The following is a 22,040-nucleotide window of genomic DNA, read 5'->3' on the forward strand; positions in this document are numbered from 1 at the left end:
GAAAATGGCCCCGCTCGGGGATCGGGGTAAATAAGGGGCACGTTGTTGCGGCGATGGTAACATTTGTTGTCGCCGTCATTCGTTCCATGCCCTGCCCATGCCCGAGACCTTCGATCAGTTGGCCGCGTCGATCCGCGCACGGTTCGCGGAACTGAGCCCGCAATTTCAGGCCGGGGCGGCGTTTTTGCTCGACCGTCCCGACGAAGTGGCCGTGCTGTCGATGCGCAAGGTCGCGGAGCGCGCGCAAATCCAGCCGGCTTCGCTCGTGCGTCTGTCGCAGGTGCTCGGCTTTCCCGGATGGAACGAGTTGCGCGATCTGTGCGTCGCGCGCGTGCGGATGCGCCCGGAGCCGTTGACGGCGCGGGCGCGCTCGCTGGTAGCCGGAGGAAAGAAGGACACGCTCACGCACGATCTGCTCATTGCTCAACAGCAAAACCTCGAAGCGACGGCGACCCACAACGAACGCGGTGTGTTGCAAGCTGCGCGTGTCCTGCGCAAAGCGCGGCATGTTCATGTTGCCGGTTTTCGCTCGTGCTACGCGGTCGCGTTCGGGTTGGTTTACGGCTATGGACTTTTTCGCCCGTCGGTGTCGCTGCTCACGGGCGAAGCGGGCACGCTCGAAATGCAGTTGCGCGCCATCACGCGCGATAGCGCGACCATCGTGATCAGTTTCGCGCCGTATTCCGTGGAGGCGGCTCGCGTCGCTGAAGCCGCGTTGGAGAAAGGCAGCCGGCTGATTGCGATCACCGATAGCGCCGTGTCGCCGATCGCACTGAACGCCGACAGCGCGTTGATCTTCTCTCACGAAAGCCCATCGTTCTTTCCATCGCTCGTCGCCGCCACCGCGCTCGCCGAATCGCTCGTCGCGCAATTGCTGGCGCTCGAAGGCGGCGAAGCCGTCGAGCAGCTCGAAATGGCCGAACGCTCGCTGCATGCGAAGGGCGCGTACGTGCCTTGACGTGCTCGACGGCAAGCTCCGTTTGCGGCAACTCGTCTGATTAATACCGTTCCATTCCGATCTCGCGCGACGTCGTTCGCCGCGCGGCGTTAGGGTTTTCCCCTTCATCGAAATTTGCCTCACTGCGCCCCGAACCCTTAGGGGCCGGACATTTGCGTCCCATTCCAAGACTGCGCGTCATGAATTGCCCCTCTTGACGAACTTTAATGGCGCCATCAGCATCCGCGTTGACAACATATGTTGCAACGAAGTATAAATATGAATCAATCGTTGTATTGGTGACGATGCGGCCCGCTTGTCGGACGAGTCCTCGCTTCGCTGCACACGCGTTTGTCGTTTCCCGTTTCGCGTCGGCCGTGTTCTCTGCCGGGCGCGCAACTGTTCAACTGGCAGTGGAGGCCACTATGGGACGTCGTTCCTTTTTGTTGTCGTTGTTCGCCGCGACGCTGTTCGGGTCGGTGGCGGTCGCGCCCGCGCAAGCGGATAGCACGTTGACGGTCGGCGTCGATACGTCGTTCATGCCGTTCGAATTCAAGCAGGGCGATAAATACGTCGGCTTCGATATCGATCTTTGGTCGGAGATCGCGAAAGACTTGAACCTGAAGTACACGCTTCAGCCCATGGATTTCGCGGGCCTGATTCCAGCGCTGCAAACGCACAACATCGATGTTGCGCTCTCGGGCATGACGATCAAGGAAGAGCGCAGAAAGGTGATCGACTTCTCCGATCCGTATTACGACAGCGGCTTGGCTGCGATGGTACGCGTCGACAATACGACGATCCATTCGATGGACGATCTGAACGGCAAGGTCATTGCAGCGAAGACGGGCACTGCGACGATCGACTGGATCAAGGCGCATCTGAAGCCGGCCGAGATCCGCCAATTCCCGAACACCGACGAAGCCTACATGGCACTCGAAGCGGGCCGTGTCGACGCGGCGATGCACGACACGCCGAATGTTCGTTTCTTCGTCAATACCGCCGGCAAGGGCAAGGTGAAGGTGGTCGGTACGCCAGTGAGCGGCGACAAGTACGGTATCGGCTTTCCGAAGGGGAGCGATCTCGTTCCGAAGGTAAACGCGGAAATCAAGCGAATGAGGGCCGACGGCCGCTACGCGACGCTTTATCGCAAATGGTTCGGCTCCGAGCCTCCGAAGTCTTGATGTGACTTCATGCGGCGCGTCGGTCGCGCCGCGTTCTTCTGGATTGCGGGAGCCAAGCTGTGGAATTTGATTGGTCGGTCATTTGGAGCGCACTGCCGGATCTATTCGCCGGCGTGAAGCTCACCCTATGGATCGCGGTGCTCGGGCTCGTCGGCGGATCGCTGATCGGCCTTGCCGCGGGGCTCGCTCGCGCGTACGGGCCGCTCGTGTTGAACGTCGTGGCGCAGGCGTATATCGAACTCATTCGCGGTACGCCCATCGTCGTGCAGGTGATGTTTCTATATTTCGCGCTGCCGTTGCTCGCTCACGTGCGCATCGATGCCTTGGCGGCCGCAATCATTGCCATCGCCGTGAACTCGGGCGCTTATCTCGGCGAAGTCGTGCGCGGCGCGTTTTTGTCGATACCGCGCGGCCTCGCAGAAGCGGGCCTCGCGATGGGGCTGTCGATGCCGCGCGTGCTGCTCAAGATCGTCGGGCCGCTCGCATTTCGGCGCCTGATTCCGCCGTTCGGCAATCAGTGCATCGTCAGCTTGAAAGATACGTCGCTGTTCATCGTGATCGGCGTCGGGGAATTGACGCGCAAGGGGCAGGAAATCATCGCCGGCAATTTCCGCGCGGTGGAGATCTGGACGGCGGTGGCTTGTCTCTACCTCGTTCTGACGGGCGCGATGACGCTGGCGCTTCGCATGGTCGAAAGGCGGATGAGGATTCTATGAGCATGATCGAGTTCCAATCGATGTCGAAAAGCTTCGGACACCTCACGGTGTTGAAGGACATCAATCTTCGCATCGACGCAGGCGAGGTCGTAGTCGTGCTCGGCCCGTCGGGTTCGGGCAAGTCGACGATGCTCCGCTGCATCAATGCGCTCGAGAACATTTCCGGCGGCGATTTGCTCGTCGACGGCCTCAGCGTGAAGGGCCGCGCAAGCGATATTCATCGCATTCGCCTCGAAGCGGGCATGGTGTTTCAGCAGTTCAATCTATTCCCGCAGATGACGGCGCTCGAAAACGTCATGTTCGGGCCGATCCAGGTGCGCGGCGCGACGCGCTCCGAGGCGCTCGAGCAAGCGCTGGCCTTGCTGCGCAAAGTAGGCTTGGCCGAGCGGGCCGGGCACTATCCGTCGGAGCTCTCGGGCGGGCAGCAGCAGCGTGTCGCGATCGCTCGTGCGTTGGCGATTCGGCCGAAGCTGATGTTGTTCGACGAGCCTACGTCGGCCCTCGATCCCGAGCTGCGCCACGAAGTGCTGAAAGTCATGCGCGATTTAGCCGCCGAAGGGATGACGATGATCGTCGTGACGCATGAGATCGGCTTTGCGCGGCAAGTCGGCACGCGCCTGTTGTTCATGGACGAGGGGGTGATCGTCGAGGACGGTGTGCCGGGCGAGTTGCTCGATCGTCCGCCGACGCAGCGGCTGCAAAACTTCCTGAAACATGTCGCCTGAACCGTGAAGCACAGGGCGGAACGAACGCTTGAAACCCGTGATGTCGGAACTTGAATGTTTTACCGTCGAAGGCGACCCGGTCCAAATCGGGCGGTCTTTGGGCAGACTCGCGAAGCCGGTCTTCGGCGCCTATATGGCGCAGAGCGCCGCATGGGCGCGCGTACGCGAGTGGGGCTCCGATCCGTTCGTTGCGGCATTGCGTCATACCGCGGCGGAGCGCTTTCCCGATTACATGGCCGAATTGCAGGGCATGGCCGATGCGCTCGGCTGGCCGGCGCAGGATCTGTTTTTGTGGAACTGCCGCGGCGAGCTCGCGCATCGCGTGCCCGACGGCTGCACGACGTTGGCGGCCGAATTCCCCGGCGGCGGTGTCATCGCGCACAACGAGGACGGCGATCCGTATCTGAAAGGGAAATGCATGCTCGTCGACGTGCGCCCGAAGGGCAAGCCGGGCTTCGTGAGTTTTTACTACCCCGGTTCGCTGCCGGGACACACGTTTGCCGCGAATCGCGCCGGCCTGGCACAAGCGATCAACAACGTGCGCATCGTCGAAACCGCGCCGGGCGTGCCGCGTATGATTCTTGCGCGTGCGATTCTCGATACCTGCTCGCTCGACGAAGCTTTAGCTTTGCTGCGCGGCACGCCGCGCGCCGGCGGCTTCCATCACACGATCGGCGATGCCGGCGACGCGCGCGTGCTCAGCATCGAGGCGACGCCGCGCCGGTGCTCGGTCGAACGCGTGGGCGGGGCCCCGGAAAGCTCGACGTGCGTGTCCGGACATGCAAATCACCTGATTCATGGCGGATACGAGGTCGAACGGCAGGTCGTGACCGACTCGTCGCGCGACCGACAACGGCGGCTCGCGGCGTTGTTGCCGTCGCTCGGGAGTGCCTCCGATGACGAAGCATTGCTGCGCGTGTTGGGCGACAAGGCCGGATCGGACTTGCCGATCTATCGCGACGACCCACACGATCCCGACGACGAAAACACACTCGCGACGGCTCTGATGCGCATCGAGCGCGGCGGCGTGGCGATGCGGGTGTACCAGCACGGCGAATGTGCGGTCGAGAAATTCGTCTTTCGTACGGCGGCCGAGGCCTAGTGCCAGGGCGTTGCGCACGGCCACCGTCTCACTTTAGGTTCGTATTTAGAGTTCGAGGTGAAGCATGTCCTACGTATTTCATCGAATGCCGAAGAAGACGCTGCCCGTCGCGGTGTCGGGAGACGGCATCGAGATCATCGATTCCAACGGCAAGCGCTATATCGACGCGAGCGGCGGCGCGGCCGTGTCGTGTCTCGGCCATAGCGATCGGCGTGTCGTCGAGGCGATCGAGGCGCAGGCGCGCCAACTCGCCTATGCCCATACGTCGTTCTTCACGACCGAGGCCGCCGAGGCGCTGGCCGAGCGTCTCGTCACGACGGCGCCCGCCGGCATCGGCCACGCGTATTTCGTCTCGGGCGGCTCGGAAGCGATCGAGGCCGCGCTCAAACTCGCGCGTCAGTATTTCGTCGAAATCGGGCAGCCGCGGCGCAAGCATTTCATCGCCCGTCGCCAGAGCTATCACGGCAACACGCTCGGCGCACTGGCCATCGGCGGCAATGCGTGGCGCCGCGAGCCGTTCTTGCCGCTGCTGATCGAGGCCCATCACGTCAGCCCTTGCTATGCGTACCGCGACCAACTGCCGGGGGAATCCGAGGAAGCCTACGCGCAGCGGCTCGCCGACGAGCTCGAAAAGACGATTCTCGAGCTCGGCCCCGATACGGTCGCGGCCTTCGTTGCCGAGACGGTGGGGGGCGCGACGGTGGGTGCCGTGCCGCCCGTGCGCGGCTATTTCCGCAAGGTGCGCGAAGTCTGCGACAAGTACGGCGTGCTATTGATCCTAGATGAAGTCATGTGTGGGATGGGGCGCACGGGCCACCTCTACGCCTGCGAGGCTGACGACGTGGCGCCGGACCTGATGACGATCGCCAAGGGCCTTGGCGCCGGCTACCAACCGATCGGCGCCACGCTCGTGAGCGACCGCATTTACGATGCGATCGTCGCCGGTTCGGGCTTCTTCCAGCATGGGCATACGTACATCGGCCACGCTACCGCCTGCGCCGCCGCGCTCGCGGTGCAGCGCGCGATCGACGAGGAGAATCTTTTAGCCAACGTCAAAACGCGCGGCGAGCAACTCCGTGCAATGCTGCGCGAACGATTCGGCTCGCATCCGCATGTTGGCGACGTCCGCGGGCGTGGGCTCTTCGTCGGCGTCGAATTCGTGCTCGACCGCGACAGCAAGGCGCCGTTCGATCCGCAGTGCAAGCTGAACGCCTTCATCAAGCAGGAAGCCATGGCGCGCGGGCTCATGGTGTACCCGATGGGCGGCACGATCGACGGCAAGCGCGGCGACCACGTTCTACTTGCGCCGCCGTTCATCTGCACGGCCGATGACATCGATCGCATCGCCGATCGTCTCGCCGATGCGGTGGATGCCGCCCTCGTTGCTGCCGGTGCGTCGACGACGGTGCGCGGCTGAGCGATACTGCCCTAGCCACCGCCGCGATATCGCGCGGACGAAGACGTGAGAGGACATGAAATGACGATGAACGGACCCCATGCCGCACGGCTGCCCGCCTTCGATCGGGCAGCCGCCACTCCCGAGCAGCTCGCCGTGCTCGATGAAATCCTGACGGGGCCGCGCGGCAATCTGGCCGGTCCTTTTCTTGCGTGGATCGCGAGCCCCGAGCTTGCGCAGCATGCCCAGCGGCTCGGCGCGTTCTGCCGGTATCGAACGGGCTTGCCGTTGCGGCTTTCCGAGCTTGCGATTCTCGTGACGGCGGCGCAATGGCGTGCGCAAGCGGAGTGGCAGATTCACTATCCGATCGCGATCGAGTCGGGGCTGTCCGGTTCCGTGGCTCAGGCGCTGCTCGAGGAACGGCGCCCCGATTTCGCCGATGCCGACGAGGCGCTGATCTACGACTTCGCGCTCGAGCTCTATGAGGCGAAGCGGGTCTCCGATTCGACGTTCGAAAAAACCGTGCATCGCTTCGGCCATGAAACGACCGTCAACCTCGTAGGCCTGCTCGGTTATTACGCGTTGGTCGCCATGACATTGAATGTGTTTCAGATGCGTGCGGACAACGATGCAGCGCTCCCGTTCATCGAGTGACTGTGCGAGTGGCCGCGTGTGTCCCCCCAAGGCATCTTGCTTGCATGGGTGGGGACCCAGCGATTGGGCTCGGTGCCCCTACCTGATCGCTGGCGGCCCCAAGCCCATCGCCTGCGCGACGATGTAAAGTCCCACTGCGACGACGGCGATGCCGATGCCGCGCGCGGTGCGGCCGCCCGCCGGTGCGACGCGCTCTAGCGTCATCGCCGCCGTGGCGGCTGCCATCGCGCGCAGATCCATCATGCCGACGACGAGCAGCGCCGCCATCAGATTGGCGCAGCAACAGCCGCCCTCGAACGCCAGCTCGATGCCGACCTTGCACGCAGCGGTGGGTTTCATCGCGTGCATCGTTCCTCGGGAAAATACCTCGCAGCACGCAACGCGGCGCGCCTTCCACGACGTGAATTGAACGGCACCGGCGGCGACGACCAGCATTGCCGAGCCAAGCGGGACCAGATGCGCGAGTGCGGCGGCTCGCGGCAAGTTCGCGGCGACGCCGTTGCCGATGGCGAATACGATCGCGCCGGCGATGGCCCACGCAAGCCAATAGCAGACGGCCATCAGAAGCGTGGACCACGCCGCGGTGCTCGATCGCGCAGCAGGCATCCCTTGCAACCGCTGCATCCATTGCCACCACCGCCGCCACTCGGGCGTCGACGACGGCAGCATCATCGCCACCATCATCAACGTCCACATCCGCACGAACGCCACTGCGGCGCCGATCCAAGTTTGCCCGCAGGTGGGCAGCCAGATCGTCGACATCGACCAGCCGCCCGGCATCGGGATCTCGCCCATCGCGGACATCGATCTGCAAGACCAGACGGTTGCCGCGGCACACACCACGAAGGCGAGCCCCAAGATGCACGGGAACGCGACGCGGGCAGTCCGTGAGGCATGCGCTGCCTGCTTACGCTGCGGCTCGACGACGGCCTCGACGCAGTTCACGGCGAGCCTCACCGCTCGGGATACTCGTCGTGCCGCTTCCACCACGGGCCTGCTTCGTTGCGGCCGAGCGGTGCACGATCGAGCCACTGATACATGCCCCACAACCCGTCGAGGCCGCGCGCGTAAGTCGAGTACGTGTGATAGACGACACCGTCTTCGAGCACGAACGCGCTCATCCCTGGCCGGTCCCGCGTGTAGGTCTTCGCATCGGTCCCGCACGTTGCGGCGAATTGCTTGACGGGCTCCGGCGCATTCTCGATGTCCATTGCATGGCTGCCGCGCCGATAGTTGTACTCGATCGCGCCGTCGCGTTGCTGCATCTCGGTGAATGAAACGTTGAAATCGAAGTTGAAATCGTTGTCTTGGGAACTGGCCCACGGAAACGACCATCCCATGCGCCGCTTGTAGGCGGCAAGCTTGTCGATCGACGCGCGTGACACGGCGGTCAGCATGACGTCGTGCTGAGCCAGGTGAACGGCGAACCCGTTGAACGCATCGGCGATCGACGAGCATGACGGGCACCCGGCCTTGTAGTCGGGCCCGAACATGAAGTGATAGACGAGAAGCTGCGAGCGCCCTTCGAACAGATCGGGCAGCGTCGCACTGCCTTTTTCGGTGTCGAAGCGATAGTCCTTGTCGACGCGCACCCAAGGCAAGGCTTGCCGCTGCCGCGCGAGCTCGTCGCTGCGCCGCGTCAGTGCTTTTTCCGCTTCGAGCAGCGCGATGCGCGCGGCCAACCATTGTTCGCGCGTTCCGGTTGCGTGGGGGGTCATCTTATCCTCCGTCGAATGAAGTGGGTCCTACGTCGCACCATCGGCGGGTGCCGGCGGCGCATCCCCATGTCGGGACATGTCAGTGCTAGATTAGTGACCGGCAGCCATCGGGAGGGAGTGACAACTGTGTCGGGATTTCTGTCGAGCATCGCGCTGGGGGCCGCATGGACCCGCTGATCGCCATCGCTGCACGCTCGCTTTCGTCCGGGGACGCGCTCGGCGCGCTGAACTACGTCGCGTTGCGCGACGACGCGCACGCGCTTGCGCTGCGCGGCATCGCCATGGCTCAGCTCGGCGACCTCGCCAGAGCGAGAGCGCTATTGCGCAGCGCTGCACGCGCGTTCGGACCTGCGCAGCCGCTTGCTCGCGCCCGATGCATCGTGGCCGAGGCGGAAGTCGCATTGGCGGCCCGCGATCTGCGTCCGGCGGATCCGTCTTTCGAAGCGGCATCGGCGACGCTGGACGCCTGCGGCGATCGGCTCAATGCCGTTCACGCACGATGCCTCGACGCTCGGCGCCTGCTTCTGATGGGGCGCCCCGATGATGCCGAGCGTGCGTTGGGCCACGCGCCGCCAGCCCCGCTGCCGATGGCGCTGCGTGCGTCCCGTGCGCTGCTTACTGCCGGTATCGCCGTGCGCCGGCTCGATGCGGCGGCGGCGCGCGATGCGCTGGACGACGCCGCGCAAGCCGCACGGAAGTCGGGCATCGTCTCGCTGGTGGTCGAGGTGGAGCGTGCCGCGCTTGCGCTCGCGGCACCCGTCGCGCGTTTGATCGAGCGAGACCGATCGACGCCCGTGACGCTCGAGCAAGTGCAGGCGCTGTCATCGCCCGGGCGGCTCATCGTCGATGCGTGCCGGTATGCGGTTCGCGAGGCGAATACGTCGATAGCGCTCGCCACGCGCCCCGTGCTGTTCGCACTCGCACGCATGCTCGGCGAGGCGTGGCCCGAGGAAGTGCCGAGGGAGACGCTGATCGCCGGGGCCTTTCGCGCCCGGCACATCGACGAATCGCATCGTGTGCGGTTGCGCGTCGAAATCGGCCGGCTACGAGCGTTGACGAGGCCGATTGCCGACGTGACGGCCACGAAGCGTGGTTTTGCGCTGATGCTGGCGCGTGCGCACGAGGTGGTCGTCTTGGCTCGCCCGCTCGAGGAGCGACACGGGGCTGTGCTCGCGCTGCTCGCCGACGGCCAGGCGTGGTCGAGCTCCGCGCTCGCGGTGGCCTTGGGCGTGGGCCAACGATCGGTGCAGCGCGCACTCGACGCGCTTGCCACCGAGGACAAGGTGCAAGCTCTCGGCGATGGCCGCGCGCGCCGCTGGATGACGCCGCCCGTCATCGGATTCGCGACGACATTGTTACTCCCTACCGCTTGGTCGAACGAATAGGATGAGCGCCATGAAACGATCCAACGCCGAAGTTGTCCGCGAGTTTGGCCCCCTGCCGGGGATCGCGTCCGTCGCCGGAGTCAGTTATGACGGCTGCCGCGTGTGGGTGGCCGCCGGTGACGCGCTCTGTGCGCTCGACCCCGAAAGCGGCCAAGTGCAAGAGCGCATCGAGGTGCCCGCGTCCGCGGGCACCGCTTTCGACGGCAAGCACTTCTTTCAGATCGCCGGCGACGTCATTCGCAAGGTCGACGCCGCAACGGGGCAGGTGATCGCCACCCTCGCTACACCGCACGGCAGCGGTTGCTCGGGGCTCGCGTGGGCCGAGGGCTCGCTGTGGGTCGGCTGTTACCACGAGCGCAAGATTCTTCAACTCGATCCCGGCACGGGCGCGGTGCTGCGCACGATCGAATCGACGCGCTTCGTCACCGGCGTGACGTGGGTGGACGGCGAGTTGTGGCATGGCACGTGGGAAGACGAGCGCAGCGAGATTCGGCACGTCGACGCCGACACGGGAGAAGTCATCGAAGCGCTCGAGATGCCCGAGAACGTGCTCGTGTCCGGGCTCGAGTCCGATGGCGGCGATCGCTTCTTCTGCGGCGGCGGGAACAGCGGCAAGGTGAGAGTGGTCCGGCGCCCCGCGCGACGCAAGGTCGGAACGGACGCCGGCCAAGCCGCCGAGGCCAATGTCCCGGGCAAGTGAGTGAGCATCGGTGCGGCATGCGTGCGAGATGAGCGGCAGGCACGCATTGATGGACGTCGGGCGTGGACGCTGAGCGCGCGCGGTATCCCGCTGCGCTCAGCGGCTCACGACGCGCGTGCCTCGTCCGCTGCGATGCCGGCATCGTTTCGAGGCTCGTCGCCGGTCGCACGCATGACCGATACGGCGTCGATGCCCAGTTCTTCCCGAAGCGAGGCCGCGCCTTTCGGTGTCACCTGTACGGCACGCGATGATTTCGAGCGCATGAGCCAACCGCTCTCGCAGAGCAGATCGAGCAACCGTGCGCCGAGCGGGCCGGCGAGATGATGCTCGCGCTCCGTCCAATCGAGGCATTGCCGTGCGATGCCGCGGCGGCCCGGCTTGATCGACGCGAGATCCAACCCCATCCGTGCCAGCCACGCGGCGCCGGCCGGCATGACGTCGAATCGCTTGTCGTCCGCTCCGATCAGATAGCCGCGCCGCACGAGCGCTTGCGTCACGGCCACGCCGAGCCTGCCCGCAAGATGGTCATAGCAGCAGCGTGCGAACCGCAGCCGCTGCGCGTCGGCGCTCAGCGGCCGGCTTCGCGGGTGGATCTCCGGGCCGATCGAAGCGAGCGTCTCCAGCGCGACGGCCACGTGCGAGCCGGCCAATCGATAGTAGCGGTGCCTGCCTTCGGTTTCGACCGTCAGCAGGCCGCCGGCGAGCAGCTTCGCGAGGTGGGAGCTGGCCGTTTGCGCCGTGATGCCGGCGGCGAACGCGAGCTCGCTCGCGGGACGGGCGCGCCCGTCGACGAGGCTCGTCAGCATGGCGGCCCGCGCCGGGTCGGCGATCAGGAACGCGGCGGAGGCGATTGCCGGCTGCAAGGACATATGGAGCTCTCCATCGAGTGCGGGCGAAGGTGAACGAGTACGGCTATCACGATAGACGATAGCAGCAATGGCTCGCGCATGATTCGACGCGCATCGAAGCATGACGCGGTGTGAGCCGCATAGACTGCCGCCATTACGTCGATCGATGGGGGCAAGCGGTGAGTGATCATGACAGCAGCGGACGAACGGTGGAGTGCGGCGAATGACGACGAATCTTTCGTTGCAGAACCGGCGCATCCTCGCGGCGACGAGCGTGAGCTACTTCATCGTCATCCTCGATACGTCGATCGTAAACGTCGCGCTCGAGCGCATCTCCACCGCGCTCGCGATTCCGATCGCGGGGCTGCAGTGGGTGACGAACGCCTATACGCTCGTATTCGCCGCGCTGCTGCTGACGGGCGGCACGCTCGGCGATCGATTGGGCGCCCGCAATGTGTACTTGGCGGGCGTAGCGTTGTTCACGCTGGCTTCGATGCTCTGTGGCCTTGCGGCGAATCTGCCGATCCTGGTTGCGGCCCGCGCGTTGCAAGGCGTCGGCGCGGCGATGCTCGTGCCTTGCTCGCTCAAGCTCATCAATCAGGCGTGCCCGACGCCTGACGCGCGCGCCCGTGCGATCGGCCTTTGGGTCGGCTGCGGCGGCGTGGCGATGGCGGCGGGCCCGATCTTCGGCGGTGCATTGATCCACCTGTTGAATTGGCGCAGCATTTTTTTCGTCAACGTGCCCGTCGGCTTGAGCGGCATCGTCATGACGTGCCGCGTCGCGCGCGACGTTCCGATCGGGCAGGCGCGCCGCTTCGATCCCATGGGGCAACTGGCGGCAATCGTTGCGCTTGCCACCCTCATCGGCGTGCTGATCGAGGGTGGACCGCTGCGTTGGCACTCGCCGATTCTGCTTGCCGGTGCGGCGGCGACCGTATTGGCCTGGGCCGCATTCCTGACGATCGAAGCGCGCAACCGAGATGCGATGCTGCCGTTGTCGCTGTTTCGCAGCGGGGTGTTTTCTGGATCAGCGTTCGTCTCGATGGCGTCGGCGTTCGTTTTCTACGGATTGCTGTTCGTCGCGAGCCTCTACTATCAACGTGTGCGCGCTTATTCGCCGCTCGAGACCGGTCTGGCCCTGCTGCCGATGACGACGATGGTGGCGGGCGGCGGATTGCTGTCGAATCGGCTGGCGAGGGTCGGTGGGGCGCGCGTATCGATGTGCTTGGCGTTCGGTCTTTATGCGGCCGGTGCGCTGGCGCTGATGGCGCTCGTCGCGGGGGCGCCGAACTGGGTGGCCATTGCACCGCTTTTCGCGATTGGGCTCGCGGCCGGCTATGTGACGCCGGCCGCGACGGCGCCCGCGCTTGCGACGGTCGAGCATCGGCAATCGGGGATTGCGGCGGGCGTACTCAACGCCGCGCGCCAATCGGGCTCGGCGCTCGGCGTCGCCGTGTTCGGTTCCGTCATTGGGGCGGGCATGCCGTTCGCCGCCGCGATGCGGCTCGTGCTCGGCGGCGCGGCGGCGATGGCGATCGTTGCCGCGCTCGTCTGGTGGAAAGCGACGTCACCGGGAAGGCTGCGGGCGGCGCGGCCGTGCGCTGATTCCGCTCGTGGCTGATACGGCGAGCCCGGTGCGAAGGCGTTCACGCAGCTCGCTCGCCTGCGCCGAACCGCGCGACGCTCAACGTCGGAATCCGTGGCACGCGCCTTGCGGTCGTGGAGCCAACCGCACTCCCGTTGCCTTCGTCCATGTCCACTCCTCGCCCCACGAATCGCACGCGTCGCGCCACGGCGCCTCTCGGCGTCGAAGTGAGCAATGGCGAGTGCGGGCTGCATCAGGCGCCGCCCGACCTCCCGCGAGACCTGCGCTATGTCGACGATCGCGGCCCCGGGATCACGCGCAAACTCGTGCGCGGGCACTTCGTTTACTTTGATCCGGACGGGCAGCGGATCAGCGATGAGGCCGAGCTGAAGCGCATTCGCGCCCTCGCCGTGCCACCCGCTTACACCGATGTCTGGATCTGTCCTGATCCGCTGGGCCACCTGCAGGCGACGGGCCGCGACGCGCGCCGCCGCAAGCAATATCGCTATCACATCCGCTGGCGCGAAACGCGCGACGCGACCAAGTACGAGCGGATGGCAGCGTTCGGCGATGCGCTGCCTAAAATCCGCGCGCGCGTCGCCCGTGATCTGCGCCTGCCGGGTATGCCGTGGGAGAAAGTGGCCGCAACGGTCGTACGCTTGCTCGACGTCACGCTCGTGCGCGTGGGCAGCGCCGAATATGCGCGGGAAAACCGCTCGTTCGGCCTCACCACGTTGCGCAAGCGCCATGCAGCCGTGCGCGCCGGGCATTTGCGTTTCAGGTTCCGCGGCAAGAGCGGGATCGAGCCCGACGTCGACGTCGACGACCCGCGCATCGCCCGCATCGTCCGTCGGTGCATGGATCTGCCGGGGCGCGAGTTGTTCCAGTACGTCGATGAAGACGGCGCGCATCGGCCCGTCGGCTCATCGGACATCAACGAATATTTGCGCGAGGCGAGCGGTGCCGATTTCACGGCGAAAGACTATCGGACCTGGGCCGGCAGCGTGTTTGCGTTGGCGGCGCTGCGGCGCATCGAGCCGCAAAGCGGGGCCGCCGCGCGCAAGCATCTCGTCGAAACGGTGAAGACCGTGGCGGCTACGCTGCGCAATACGCCGGCCGTCTGCCGCCGCTGCTATATCCACCCGGCCGTCGTCGAGGCGTTCGAAGCCGGCGAATTGAACAACTTGCCGAAGGTCAGGACGCGGCGCGGATTGAAGGCCGACGAGGCGGCCTTCGCGGCACTGCTGGCCCGCGAATCGCGACGGGTCAAGCGAGAAGCGAGGCGGCGCGAAACGGCGGCGAGGCCGGCCGACATTCCGCGCGACGACATGCGTCTCGTGCGCTTGCTCGCCAAATCGAGGCACGCGCAAAAACAGCGAGGCCATAAAGCGCGTTCGGTCTCGACGTCCGACTGACGCTCAACTGCTCAGTTCGCGATTCCGAACGTCTGAAGCAAGAGCACGACGTTGAGCGCAAGGATCACGACGCTTGCGCCGATGGCGGCGAGGGTAACGCGCCGGCTATTGGCGAATGCGCCCATGATGTCGCGCCGGCTCGTGACGATCACGAGCGCGATCATCGGCACGGGCAACGCGAAGCTCAGCACGACTTGGCTGTAGAGCAGGGCATCGGTCGCGTTCACGCCGAGCGCCGCGACGATGAAGGCGGGCGCCATCGTCAACAGCCTGCGCAGGCCGACCGGAATGTGAAAGCCGACGAAGCCTTGCATGATCATTTGGCCTGCCATCGTCCCGACGACCGAACTGGAAATGCCGGACGCCAGAAGCGAGACGAGGAACGCGGCCGCAGCGCCGGCGCCGAGCAAGGGCGTCAGGCTGCGATAGGCGGTTTCGATTTCGGCGATGTCGGCGTGGCCTGCGTGGAACGCGCCCGATGCCATGATGACCATCGCCATGTTGACGAGCCCTGCGACGGACAGTGCGACGACGACCTCGCGATTCGAAAAACGCAGAAGCTTGCGGCGCGCGCAATCGTCGATCGCCGGCGCGCGGTTTTGCGTGAGGCCGGAGTGCAGATAAATCGCATGCGGCATGACCGTCGCGCCGAGGATGCCGACGGCGACCGAAAGCGCGCCGGGGCCGTGCAATTGCGGCACGAATGCGCCATGGGCCGCCTCGCTCCAGTTCACGTCGACGAGCATCAATTCGATCACGTAGGCAAGCGCCACGGTGCCGATCAGCGCGCCGACGATGACCTCCAACGGACGGAAGCCGCGGCGTTCGGCGGCGAGGATGGCGTAGGTGACGATGCCGGTCAAGCCCATGCCGACGATGAGCGGTACGTGAAGCAGCAGTGACAAGCCGAGCGCGCCGCCGAGGAACTCGGCGAGATCGGTGGCCATCGCGGCGATCTCGCTGATGCCCCACATTGCATAAACGACGGGTGCGGGGAACCGTTCGCGGCTGATCTCGGCGAGATTGCGGTTCGTGACGATCCCGAGCTTGGCGGACAGGCCTTGGAACAGCATGGCGATGACGTTGGCCGCGAGCACGACCCAGAGCAGGGAGTAGCCGTACTTGGCGCCGGCCTGCAGGTTCGTCGCGAAGTTGCCGGGATCGACGTACGCAATCGACGCGACGACGGCCGGCCCCGCGAACAACAGCACCGAGCGCACACGCGCAAGCGGGCTGCGCGCGCCGCGCCCGGCGAGCGCATCGCCTATCGCGAGCGTCGTGCGTTCGCTCATTCCCAGTTGCATTCGCGCAGTCGTCATGGCGCACCTCGGTGGGTGTTGCTGTTGGTGCTCATGATAATGCTATCGGTATATGATTATAAATTGACGTTATCAATGACGGCGATGTGGTGGGGCCCGCGCGGGGGCGTAGTTGGGATGGCGCTCGGGCGATTGGTAAGCAAGTCGCAGAACTTGCCGAGTGCAGCGCTGCGACGCGGGCCGCGTCCGGCCTTCGTCAAGCGTCGCGGAGACTAGGCGCTCGATATCTGCCAGGGCCGGTTTACGTCCGAGTGCCTACGAATCCGTCTGATTTTATGTGTCGATGGTACGCACCGGCCTCCGATGGCCCCAAGCTTGAACCTAGGCGAAGGAACAAGGGGGCTCCGCCGCCCGCGAAGTGACGGTTTCTCGCCTCTGCCGGAGACGCAGTGGCATGCGTCGTCCGATAACGCTTATTTTTCCAGCCCTTTGAACGGAGAAAGCCATGCAGAACCAAATTGAACGAAACGATGCTGAGAACGTCGAGCCGATTTCCACCGTTGAAGCCCAGGCGAGCGTCGAAGAGCTCGGGCTGGAGGTCATAGAGGACACGCCCCAACTAGCGATGAGCCGGCCCGTCCGCCACATTCGCTCGTAAGCCGACGGTTCGTTGATCTTGTCTTGAGTGGTGAGGGGCGGCTAGCCGCCCCTACGTCTCCCAGTCCTTAAGAGAGAATGTCAATAATGACCGATGCGGCGAGCCCCTACGTCCCGATCTCCACTGAAGCAATAAACCGCGTCCGACCACTCATATCGCATTTTCGCGACCATGAAGTCGATGTCGAGGCCAACGAATATGACCCCGTCAATGCCGCATGCGTAATGACTCCGCTACTGCTAAAGAACGTCTTCGATCCGACCGCTTTCCACGATGCACTCTTTTTTGATGTCTTCGCCGGCATGGCGGCAGACCTCGAGCATGCCATTAAGGGGTGCTTCCGCGTGTACATCGATGGCATGCTTTGTCCTAGATCCGAGAACGAGGCCTTGTTTACTTCCCCCGTCTCAGGAGAAAGCTTCCGTGAATTCGTCACTCGCGCAGTCGGGGCAAAAAGATTCGGAATGATTGTAAATGGGGCTGAGCAATGGTCCGATCCGCTGGCGCGTATGGGTGCACGCGTTTTTTCCCCCATCATCGATGTCTTGGGCGCCGAGCGCAGTATGATCGAAGTCACGTTATTTATCGGAAATTACGGTTATACGCCGTTTGGCGTGCACATTGACGATCCGTACACGTCCGTCGTTCACTTCCATCTTGGTTTGGCGGCGAAAACAATGACCATGTTCAGTAAGAATGATTTTCACCGGTTGAATGGTCCACGCACAAACTGCTTTGATCCGGAACGGCTGATCCCCTATGGGAAAAGTTATTCCGTAGAACTCGGAGATGTGTTTTTGCTGCCACCTCATTGGTACCACATCGGCAGAACCGATGATTTTTCCATCGGCGTTGCATTTGCGATTTCAAAGTATCCGGGCGATAAAATGACAGCGCACTTGCTGCAGCATGCAATTAACGATCGGCGTCTGCGTGGAACCTTCGAGCAGGTATTGACGCGGACTGGCGCCATTGGCTGGACAGTGCCGGACTGGCTGCGCCGCGTCAGGCAGGAGCACGAAGTCCGGACAGCAAGTCGCCGTTGGCTGCGCTATTCATATGCCCGCCATCGAGCGACAGTGATCAAGCCGGAGACACTTCTGAGCCGGGACCCTGATTTTCCGCTTACTACGCTAACGGTCGATAACGACCTGCTGGTATTTGCGCGCGGCAACCATGTCCGCCTCGAGCGCGGCGCGGTAAGCGCTGCACTGCTTGATGCCATCCCGCAAAGCCCTTTTACTGCTCGAGATTTGCATGCTGCGGTGAAAGGATTGATCTCTGAAGGCGCAGTCTTGGGGGCTCTCGGCGAACTTCATCGGCTCGGCGGCCTCGTACACGCTGGCGCGGTTGTCCCGCAATGATGGGCTCCTTAGACCAGACCGACGGCGGCGACGACGACGCAGTTGAGGATGTGACGATAGCGCGGGGATGGGCGCGCAGGCTCGTCGAAAAATCGGAAGGTCTTACTAGCTCGGTTCATTTGCCCGCGGAAATGCTGGGGTGTTCGTCTACCCTAGGCGCGATTGATCGCATGTTCACCCGCTTCTCGACGCATGAGTTGCCAAGGGTGCGAGCGTGGGTCGACGGCGGGCAGCGATACACCTTTACTGACGCGCTTGTGTCGCTGGGGGCACGCGCAGATCTCACGCTCGAACAGCGGCTCGCCCTAGCCGCCGAAAGTCCGGAATTTTGTGCGACGTTCAACGGGCTAACCGGCTGGTGTCCGCAATTCGCGGCGCGCATGCAGCAAGAGATGCTCTCGCCGCTGTTCGATGCGCTTGGTGCTGCGCCCGCATGCGGTACGGATTTTTACGCATTCTTCGGTAATTATGGCTACACGCCGTTCGGTGTACACGATGATCTTGACCACTCCTTGCTGTGGCACTTGGGACCCTCAAGCAAAATCGCTTATATCTGGCCGCGCCGCCGTTATATCGAATTGACTGGCGGCGCCCTATCTACCACGCAATTCACATCGCTGTTGATGCATGCGAGACGCTATGTATTGAGGCCTGGCGACCTGCTCTTTATCCCGATGGGTGACTTCCATGTTCTTCGGGCGGACAGGTTTTCAGCAACACTTGGCCTGACGATTTTTCCCGATGATCTCGTTCTCGAGTGTTCGGAAGGATTGAGGCTGTTCGCCCCTGATGCCCCGACATTCTCGTCTATTCGTGAGCAATCATTTACCTTGCAAGATCTCGTTGAACTTAGACGCGCGGCCGTTCGTAGCAACGGATTTGTCATTACACCGCCGGAAATGAGCACGCTCGCGCCTATGGCGGTGCGAGAGACGGAGATACTCAATGGCCGGCTGCGAATCCCAGTTGGCTATCCACTCGTATCTATGCGCGTGGCGTGTCGCGAAGCGTTGTTCGTGCGTCGACGCGTGATATGGGGCAGGCCGAACACCCTGTTTTCGGCATTGTGTGAAACGCTGAACGGCGCTGAGCAAGTGTCCTTCCAAACCCTAAGGCGGCACATAGCTGCCCGATTCGAAAGCGTCGCGCTCGTTGAACTTCTTCAATCAGTCTCTCGGCTCGGTGGGCTAGCTGTCGAACCCCTTTAACTCTCTTATGCGAACCCTTCTTCAAACGGCGTGGGCGAACAGCCTCGCTCGGTTAGCGTCTCTATCCGTGGCACGTCCGAAGCCAATCGCGCTGGAGATTTCCGGCGCTGACGTGCGACGTTATATCTGCGCAGCGATTGTCGCGTGCGCGCCGGCGAGTACGCTCGTAATGGTGATGGCAACGATTCTGGGCGCGATGTGCCACATAGGGCAGTCGTACATGCTTGGCCGTCTGACCGAGCACGCTATGGCCGGCCCCGCAGAACAGCTTACGTCAACGCTGACCGTCTTGATCGCGCTGTGGATGGCAGCGCCGCTTCTGCAAGCGTTGAACAGCCTCGCGCTTATGTATTCGAGTCAAAACCTACGCATCGGCACCACTGATCACTTGACTTCACGGCTAATGCGCGCGCAGCCGATCGCCTTGGCTCGAAACGCCATCGGTAACTTGGTCGAGCGAGTGGAAGTCGCGGCGAATAGCCTCCAATCCGTTGTCGGTTCCGCAACGGAAACGGTCGTGAAACTCGCCGCGGTAACCATGTTGACGATGCTCGTCTTGCTGGATGCGTCGGCATCATTGGCGGTAGCCGCAGGCGTCTGGATGTTCTCGGCATTGCTGCTCTCCAGCTACATGGCGTACACAGGGATGAACATCGTTGAAGATGCGAGCGATGCACACGCCAAAGTGATCTCGGATCTGGCGGAAATCGTGACCAACGTTCCGTTGATAAGGAGTTTCGCCGCCGAGCGCATGGAACGCGCTCGCTTTGGCGAAACTCTGGGAAGTGACCTCTACGCTTGCCGCAAAGTGCGAAGCTATTGGGTATTTGTCCTGCTCGTCGAAAGCGCGTACAAATGGGTGTTCGGCATTTCGATTGCCGCCTATACCGCTCATCAGTATTTGCAGGGACAACTGAACTTGCCCGAGTTGATCACGGTTTGCTCCTTGGTGATCTCGCTATCATGGCATTTCGAATCGGTTGCTTTTCATTTTGTCGATCTATTCGACGCGCTGGGCGTGTTGCGCTCTAGCCTGCGGGAGCTTTCCACCATCCCGGTCGACACACGGCCTGACGCGCGCACGCAACCGTTGCCGATGCCAGGCCGTATCACGATGTCCGGGGTCTCCGCTGGCTACGGCGATTCGCTGGTGTTGCGCGACGTCACCGTTCAAATCGAACCGGGGATGAAGGTGGGGATCGTTGGCCCGTCGGGTTCCGGCAAGTCGACCCTCTTGGCCGTGTTGCGCGGAGAACTGGCGCCCGTTTCCGGCGAACTCGAAATGCACGGCGTCCGGTTGTCCGGTCAATCGATCACGGATCTGCGCGGCGCGATGAGCGAGGCTCAACAGTCCGCTCTGATGTTCAATCGAACCGTGCTCGAAAATGTCGCTTATGGCGCCAAGAGCATACGCACCGAGGCAGTCGAGTACGCGCTGGCGCAGGCAGAAGCGTGGTCATTGGTGCAAGGGCTCTCGAACGGACTTGACACTGTCATCGGGGAGCGCGGAGCCGCGTTGTCGACCGGCGAGCGACAACGGCTGAGCATCGCGCGCGCATTCGTGAAGCGTGCCCCGTTACTCCTCTTTGACGAGGCCACTTCCTCGGTTGACGCAATCTCCGAAGCGCGCATCCTCGACCATCTGATCAACGAGACGCAGGGCCGGACGGTGATCGTGGTCACACATCGCGTCTCAACACTGAATTGCGTCGATTTGGTCCTGGTTATGGACCGCGGACAAATCGTCGATGTCGGGTCCCCTGAGCAGTTGACGAAGAGCAGCCACTTGTATCGAGACCTCATTCGCCAGGGCAGCGACGATGCCGCAAAGGCGGCCATCGGCCATGCTGGCTTGCAAGGTGCACCAGCATGAGAGCCTTTTCGCTCAATGGACCTCTGTTGCGCCCTGGAGGCTCTCGCCTCTGGCCGGCGCAGCGGCGCTGGAATTGGCAGTTCTTCGCGTCGATGCCCGGCGCGCGCCTGGAATTGAGCGATGCTGCGGGTAACCCGTCGCTAGTTACAACGGTAACGGACTATGTGCAGGCGATTCTGCAGCGGCCGAACGTGCCGCTTGCCCAGCAATACCTGTCGGGGTAGCGCTTTTTCGAGGAGCGTCCCGATATGTTGAACGACTTTGCTGAGCCAATAACCGCTTCTCAGGATGCGCTGCAGCGCATCCCGGCGGAAATATTCAAACCGCTTTTGTGGCTGATGATCGGCGGCGACAATTCGGGCACGGCGCTGCACTACGATGTACTGAATACCCACGCTTGGCTGACCGTGATCGAAGGGAGGAAGCGCCTGGCGCTGCATCCCCCCGTGCTAGGCGACTGCCAATACGAGCGGAAACGCGAGCATGCTCTGCAGGTGCTGGCTACGCGCCGTAATTGCGGTGACTGGCGCTACTTTGAGATTGAGAAGGGAGATCTACTGTTCATTCCTGCCGGCTGGTGGCACGAAGTCGTCAACGACGCGCCCACGATTGGGTTGACACGCAACTTTGCATCGCCGGACATCATCGAGGCGGTGGCAGCGTGCGTCCGTGAGCAGGGCCATATTGCGCTTCTTCCGTGGCTGACTAGGGAGGTTAGATGATCGCCGATGCAGGGCGGAAGTATCGTGTGCATCCGGCGTTGAGCTACGTACCGATCGACGTCGATCGAGTCGAGATCAGTAGACCATTCGGAGCGAAACGGCTCCGCACAACGTCCCAGATCGGGGCGCGATTGCAAAGCTTTAGCGCGGAAACCGGCTCGACCGAAGAGGCGCTCGCGCAGGGGCTCGGTAAGGAGGTCTTCGAGGTACTCCGAAAATATCATTTTCTATTGCCGGAGGACGCGAGCCCCGCCCTTGCCGGCGGACTTTGCGTGCCGGCTCAACAACCGGCGGGCAGGCCTTTGAGCGTGTTCGATATAGACACGCTGCGTGCCGGCGATGCTGCATTGCTGCATGCGCCAATTGAAACCACAGTCGGTAGCGGTGTCTCGGTGGCTGCAGGCGGACAACGGGTCAGGTCGCAGATATCACAGTGCTTCAAGCGTTCCGGCGTAAGCGCCTCACGACGACCGTCATAGACGAGGGCGAGAAGCGACATCAAAGTGGTGCCCATCATTTTCGATTTGATGGACATCACTGTGACAGAGCCGGAAGCCAAGCCGGGTAGCCGCAAGGGACGCCCAAACTACG

22 protein-coding genes are annotated in these 22,040 nt (G+C 63.3%); 18 read left to right on the forward strand and 4 right to left on the reverse strand.

Features of this window, described 5'->3' with window-relative positions; all coding sequences use genetic code 11:
- Positions 1–97: 97 nt before the first annotated feature.
- From ACTHNZ_RS19505 to ACTHNZ_RS19535, 7 genes are all read left to right on the forward strand, one after another.
- Positions 98–958: a MurR/RpiR family transcriptional regulator gene (locus tag ACTHNZ_RS19505; RefSeq protein ID WP_440544213.1), complete on the forward strand. Its 861-nt coding sequence runs from the start codon at positions 98–100 to the stop codon at positions 956–958.
- A 404-nt stretch (positions 959–1,362) separates the two neighbouring features.
- Positions 1,363–2,121, forward strand: coding sequence for a glutamine ABC transporter substrate-binding protein GlnH (gene glnH, locus ACTHNZ_RS19510; RefSeq protein ID WP_440544214.1), 759 nt, complete (start codon positions 1,363–1,365; stop codon positions 2,119–2,121).
- A 59-nt stretch (positions 2,122–2,180) separates the two neighbouring features.
- Entirely contained in the window at positions 2,181–2,837 is a 657-nt protein-coding gene (gene glnP, locus ACTHNZ_RS19515) for a glutamine ABC transporter permease GlnP (protein WP_440544215.1), read from the forward strand.
- The gene (glnQ, locus tag ACTHNZ_RS19520) at positions 2,834–3,562 is read left to right on the forward strand and encodes a glutamine ABC transporter ATP-binding protein GlnQ (protein WP_440544216.1); all 729 of its coding nucleotides are present in this window, start codon (positions 2,834–2,836) and stop codon (positions 3,560–3,562) included. The genes glnP and glnQ overlap by 4 nt, the downstream gene beginning before the upstream one ends.
- A 40-nt stretch (positions 3,563–3,602) precedes the next feature.
- Complete coding sequence (locus ACTHNZ_RS19525) at positions 3,603–4,664, forward strand: C45 family autoproteolytic acyltransferase/hydolase (protein ID WP_440544217.1); 1,062 nt, start codon at positions 3,603–3,605, stop codon at positions 4,662–4,664.
- Positions 4,665–4,728: 64 nt separating this feature from the next.
- On the forward strand, positions 4,729–6,081 hold the full coding sequence (locus tag ACTHNZ_RS19530; RefSeq protein WP_440544218.1) for an aspartate aminotransferase family protein: 1,353 nt from the start codon (positions 4,729–4,731) through the stop codon (positions 6,079–6,081).
- A gap of 66 nt (positions 6,082–6,147) precedes the next feature.
- The gene (locus ACTHNZ_RS19535) at positions 6,148–6,714 is read left to right on the forward strand and encodes a carboxymuconolactone decarboxylase family protein (protein WP_440544219.1); all 567 of its coding nucleotides are present in this window, start codon (positions 6,148–6,150) and stop codon (positions 6,712–6,714) included.
- 78 nt (positions 6,715–6,792) lie between these two features.
- On the opposite strand, the gene ACTHNZ_RS19540 is transcribed toward ACTHNZ_RS19535, so the two are convergent.
- Together ACTHNZ_RS19540 and ACTHNZ_RS19545 are read right to left on the reverse strand one after the other, a co-directional pair.
- Positions 6,793–7,509 carry a DUF2182 domain-containing protein gene (locus ACTHNZ_RS19540; RefSeq protein ID WP_440544220.1) on the reverse strand — a complete coding sequence of 239 codons (717 nt, stop codon included), beginning with the start codon at positions 7,507–7,509 and terminating at the stop codon, positions 6,793–6,795.
- A 158-nt stretch (positions 7,510–7,667) separates the two neighbouring features.
- Positions 7,668–8,432: a DUF899 domain-containing protein gene (locus ACTHNZ_RS19545; RefSeq protein WP_440544221.1), complete on the reverse strand. Its 765-nt coding sequence runs from the start codon at positions 8,430–8,432 to the stop codon at positions 7,668–7,670.
- A 164-nt stretch (positions 8,433–8,596) separates the two neighbouring features.
- Between ACTHNZ_RS19545 and ACTHNZ_RS19550 the strand changes: the two genes are divergently transcribed.
- The gene (locus tag ACTHNZ_RS19550) at positions 8,597–9,817 is read left to right on the forward strand and encodes a helix-turn-helix domain-containing protein (RefSeq protein WP_440544222.1); all 1,221 of its coding nucleotides are present in this window, start codon (positions 8,597–8,599) and stop codon (positions 9,815–9,817) included.
- A 10-nt stretch (positions 9,818–9,827) separates the two neighbouring features.
- The gene (locus ACTHNZ_RS19555) at positions 9,828–10,517 is read left to right on the forward strand and encodes a Vgb family protein (RefSeq protein ID WP_440544223.1); all 690 of its coding nucleotides are present in this window, start codon (positions 9,828–9,830) and stop codon (positions 10,515–10,517) included.
- A gap of 104 nt (positions 10,518–10,621) precedes the next feature.
- Here the strand turns inward: ACTHNZ_RS19555 and ACTHNZ_RS19560 are convergent, their stop codons facing one another.
- Positions 10,622–11,386 (reverse strand): ArsR/SmtB family transcription factor, encoded by a 765-nt coding sequence (locus ACTHNZ_RS19560; protein ID WP_440544224.1) that lies wholly within the window; start codon positions 11,384–11,386, stop codon positions 10,622–10,624.
- Between the two features lie 202 nt (positions 11,387–11,588).
- Here ACTHNZ_RS19560 and ACTHNZ_RS19565 point away from each other — a divergent pair, with 202 nt between their 5' ends.
- On the forward strand, positions 11,589–12,986 hold the full coding sequence (locus tag ACTHNZ_RS19565) for an MFS transporter (RefSeq protein WP_440544225.1): 1,398 nt from the start codon (positions 11,589–11,591) through the stop codon (positions 12,984–12,986).
- A gap of 131 nt (positions 12,987–13,117) precedes the next feature.
- Positions 13,118–14,365 carry a DNA topoisomerase IB gene (locus ACTHNZ_RS19570; RefSeq protein ID WP_440544226.1) on the forward strand — a complete coding sequence of 416 codons (1,248 nt, stop codon included), beginning with the start codon at positions 13,118–13,120 and terminating at the stop codon, positions 14,363–14,365.
- An 11-nt stretch (positions 14,366–14,376) separates the two neighbouring features.
- Here the strand turns inward: ACTHNZ_RS19570 and ACTHNZ_RS19575 are convergent, their stop codons facing one another.
- Positions 14,377–15,684: an Nramp family divalent metal transporter gene (locus tag ACTHNZ_RS19575; protein WP_440544227.1), complete on the reverse strand. Its 1,308-nt coding sequence runs from the start codon at positions 15,682–15,684 to the stop codon at positions 14,377–14,379.
- A 445-nt stretch (positions 15,685–16,129) separates the two neighbouring features.
- Between ACTHNZ_RS19575 and ACTHNZ_RS19580 the strand changes: the two genes are divergently transcribed.
- From ACTHNZ_RS19580 to ACTHNZ_RS19610, 7 genes are all read left to right on the forward strand, one after another.
- Positions 16,130–16,282 (forward strand): hypothetical protein, encoded by a 153-nt coding sequence (locus ACTHNZ_RS19580; protein ID WP_440544228.1) that lies wholly within the window; start codon positions 16,130–16,132, stop codon positions 16,280–16,282.
- Positions 16,283–16,368: 86 nt separating this feature from the next.
- Positions 16,369–17,646 carry a hypothetical protein gene (locus tag ACTHNZ_RS19585; protein ID WP_440544229.1) on the forward strand — a complete coding sequence of 426 codons (1,278 nt, stop codon included), beginning with the start codon at positions 16,369–16,371 and terminating at the stop codon, positions 17,644–17,646.
- Positions 17,643–18,854, forward strand: a complete 1,212-nt coding sequence (locus tag ACTHNZ_RS19590; protein ID WP_440544230.1) for a hypothetical protein — start codon at positions 17,643–17,645, stop codon at positions 18,852–18,854. Before ACTHNZ_RS19585 ends, ACTHNZ_RS19590 begins: the two co-directional genes overlap by 4 nt.
- A gap of 67 nt (positions 18,855–18,921) precedes the next feature.
- Entirely contained in the window at positions 18,922–20,727 is a 1,806-nt protein-coding gene (locus tag ACTHNZ_RS19595) for an ABC transporter ATP-binding protein (protein WP_440544231.1), read from the forward strand.
- Positions 20,724–20,951 (forward strand): hypothetical protein, encoded by a 228-nt coding sequence (locus tag ACTHNZ_RS19600; RefSeq protein ID WP_440544232.1) that lies wholly within the window; start codon positions 20,724–20,726, stop codon positions 20,949–20,951. Before ACTHNZ_RS19595 ends, ACTHNZ_RS19600 begins: the two co-directional genes overlap by 4 nt.
- A gap of 24 nt (positions 20,952–20,975) precedes the next feature.
- Positions 20,976–21,449: a cupin-like domain-containing protein gene (locus ACTHNZ_RS19605; RefSeq protein ID WP_440544233.1), complete on the forward strand. Its 474-nt coding sequence runs from the start codon at positions 20,976–20,978 to the stop codon at positions 21,447–21,449.
- A complete protein-coding gene (locus ACTHNZ_RS19610; protein WP_440544234.1) occupies positions 21,446–21,928 on the forward strand; it encodes a hypothetical protein in 483 nt (160 codons plus the stop codon). Before ACTHNZ_RS19605 ends, ACTHNZ_RS19610 begins: the two co-directional genes overlap by 4 nt.
- Positions 21,929–22,040: the final 112 nt, after the last annotated feature.

The organism is Trinickia sp., assembly GCF_051953955.1.
In the GTDB taxonomy this organism is placed as follows: Bacteria; Pseudomonadota; Gammaproteobacteria; order Burkholderiales; family Burkholderiaceae; genus Trinickia.

Bases quoted from the DNA above. Each gene is read 5' to 3' on its own strand.
- ACTHNZ_RS19575 (WP_440544227.1), bottom strand. From the start codon at position 15,684: ATGACGACTGCGCGAATGCAACTGGGAATGAGCGAACGCACGACGCTC.
- ACTHNZ_RS19580 (WP_440544228.1), top strand. From the start codon at position 16,130: ATGCAGAACCAAATTGAACGAAACGATGCTGAGAACGTCGAGCCGATT.
- ACTHNZ_RS19525 (WP_440544217.1), top strand. From the start codon at position 3,603: ATGTCGGAACTTGAATGTTTTACCGTCGAAGGCGACCCGGTCCAAATC.
- ACTHNZ_RS19530 (WP_440544218.1), top strand. From the start codon at position 4,729: ATGTCCTACGTATTTCATCGAATGCCGAAGAAGACGCTGCCCGTCGCG.
- ACTHNZ_RS19570 (WP_440544226.1), top strand. From the start codon at position 13,118: ATGTCCACTCCTCGCCCCACGAATCGCACGCGTCGCGCCACGGCGCCT.
- ACTHNZ_RS19505 (WP_440544213.1), top strand. From the start codon at position 98: ATGCCCGAGACCTTCGATCAGTTGGCCGCGTCGATCCGCGCACGGTTC.
- ACTHNZ_RS19610 (WP_440544234.1), top strand. From the start codon at position 21,446: ATGATCGCCGATGCAGGGCGGAAGTATCGTGTGCATCCGGCGTTGAGC.
- ACTHNZ_RS19600 (WP_440544232.1), top strand. From the start codon at position 20,724: ATGAGAGCCTTTTCGCTCAATGGACCTCTGTTGCGCCCTGGAGGCTCT.
- ACTHNZ_RS19550 (WP_440544222.1), top strand. From the start codon at position 8,597: ATGGACCCGCTGATCGCCATCGCTGCACGCTCGCTTTCGTCCGGGGAC.
- ACTHNZ_RS19585 (WP_440544229.1), top strand. From the start codon at position 16,369: ATGACCGATGCGGCGAGCCCCTACGTCCCGATCTCCACTGAAGCAATA.
- ACTHNZ_RS19545 (WP_440544221.1), bottom strand. From the start codon at position 8,432: ATGACCCCCCACGCAACCGGAACGCGCGAACAATGGTTGGCCGCGCGC.
- ACTHNZ_RS19565 (WP_440544225.1), top strand. From the start codon at position 11,589: ATGACGACGAATCTTTCGTTGCAGAACCGGCGCATCCTCGCGGCGACG.
- ACTHNZ_RS19590 (WP_440544230.1), top strand. From the start codon at position 17,643: ATGATGGGCTCCTTAGACCAGACCGACGGCGGCGACGACGACGCAGTT.
- glnQ (WP_440544216.1), top strand. From the start codon at position 2,834: ATGAGCATGATCGAGTTCCAATCGATGTCGAAAAGCTTCGGACACCTC.
- ACTHNZ_RS19535 (WP_440544219.1), top strand. From the start codon at position 6,148: ATGAACGGACCCCATGCCGCACGGCTGCCCGCCTTCGATCGGGCAGCC.
- ACTHNZ_RS19555 (WP_440544223.1), top strand. From the start codon at position 9,828: ATGAAACGATCCAACGCCGAAGTTGTCCGCGAGTTTGGCCCCCTGCCG.
- ACTHNZ_RS19560 (WP_440544224.1), bottom strand. From the start codon at position 11,386: ATGTCCTTGCAGCCGGCAATCGCCTCCGCCGCGTTCCTGATCGCCGAC.
- glnH (WP_440544214.1), top strand. From the start codon at position 1,363: ATGGGACGTCGTTCCTTTTTGTTGTCGTTGTTCGCCGCGACGCTGTTC.
- ACTHNZ_RS19605 (WP_440544233.1), top strand. From the start codon at position 20,976: ATGTTGAACGACTTTGCTGAGCCAATAACCGCTTCTCAGGATGCGCTG.
- ACTHNZ_RS19540 (WP_440544220.1), bottom strand. From the start codon at position 7,509: ATGGGCGAGATCCCGATGCCGGGCGGCTGGTCGATGTCGACGATCTGG.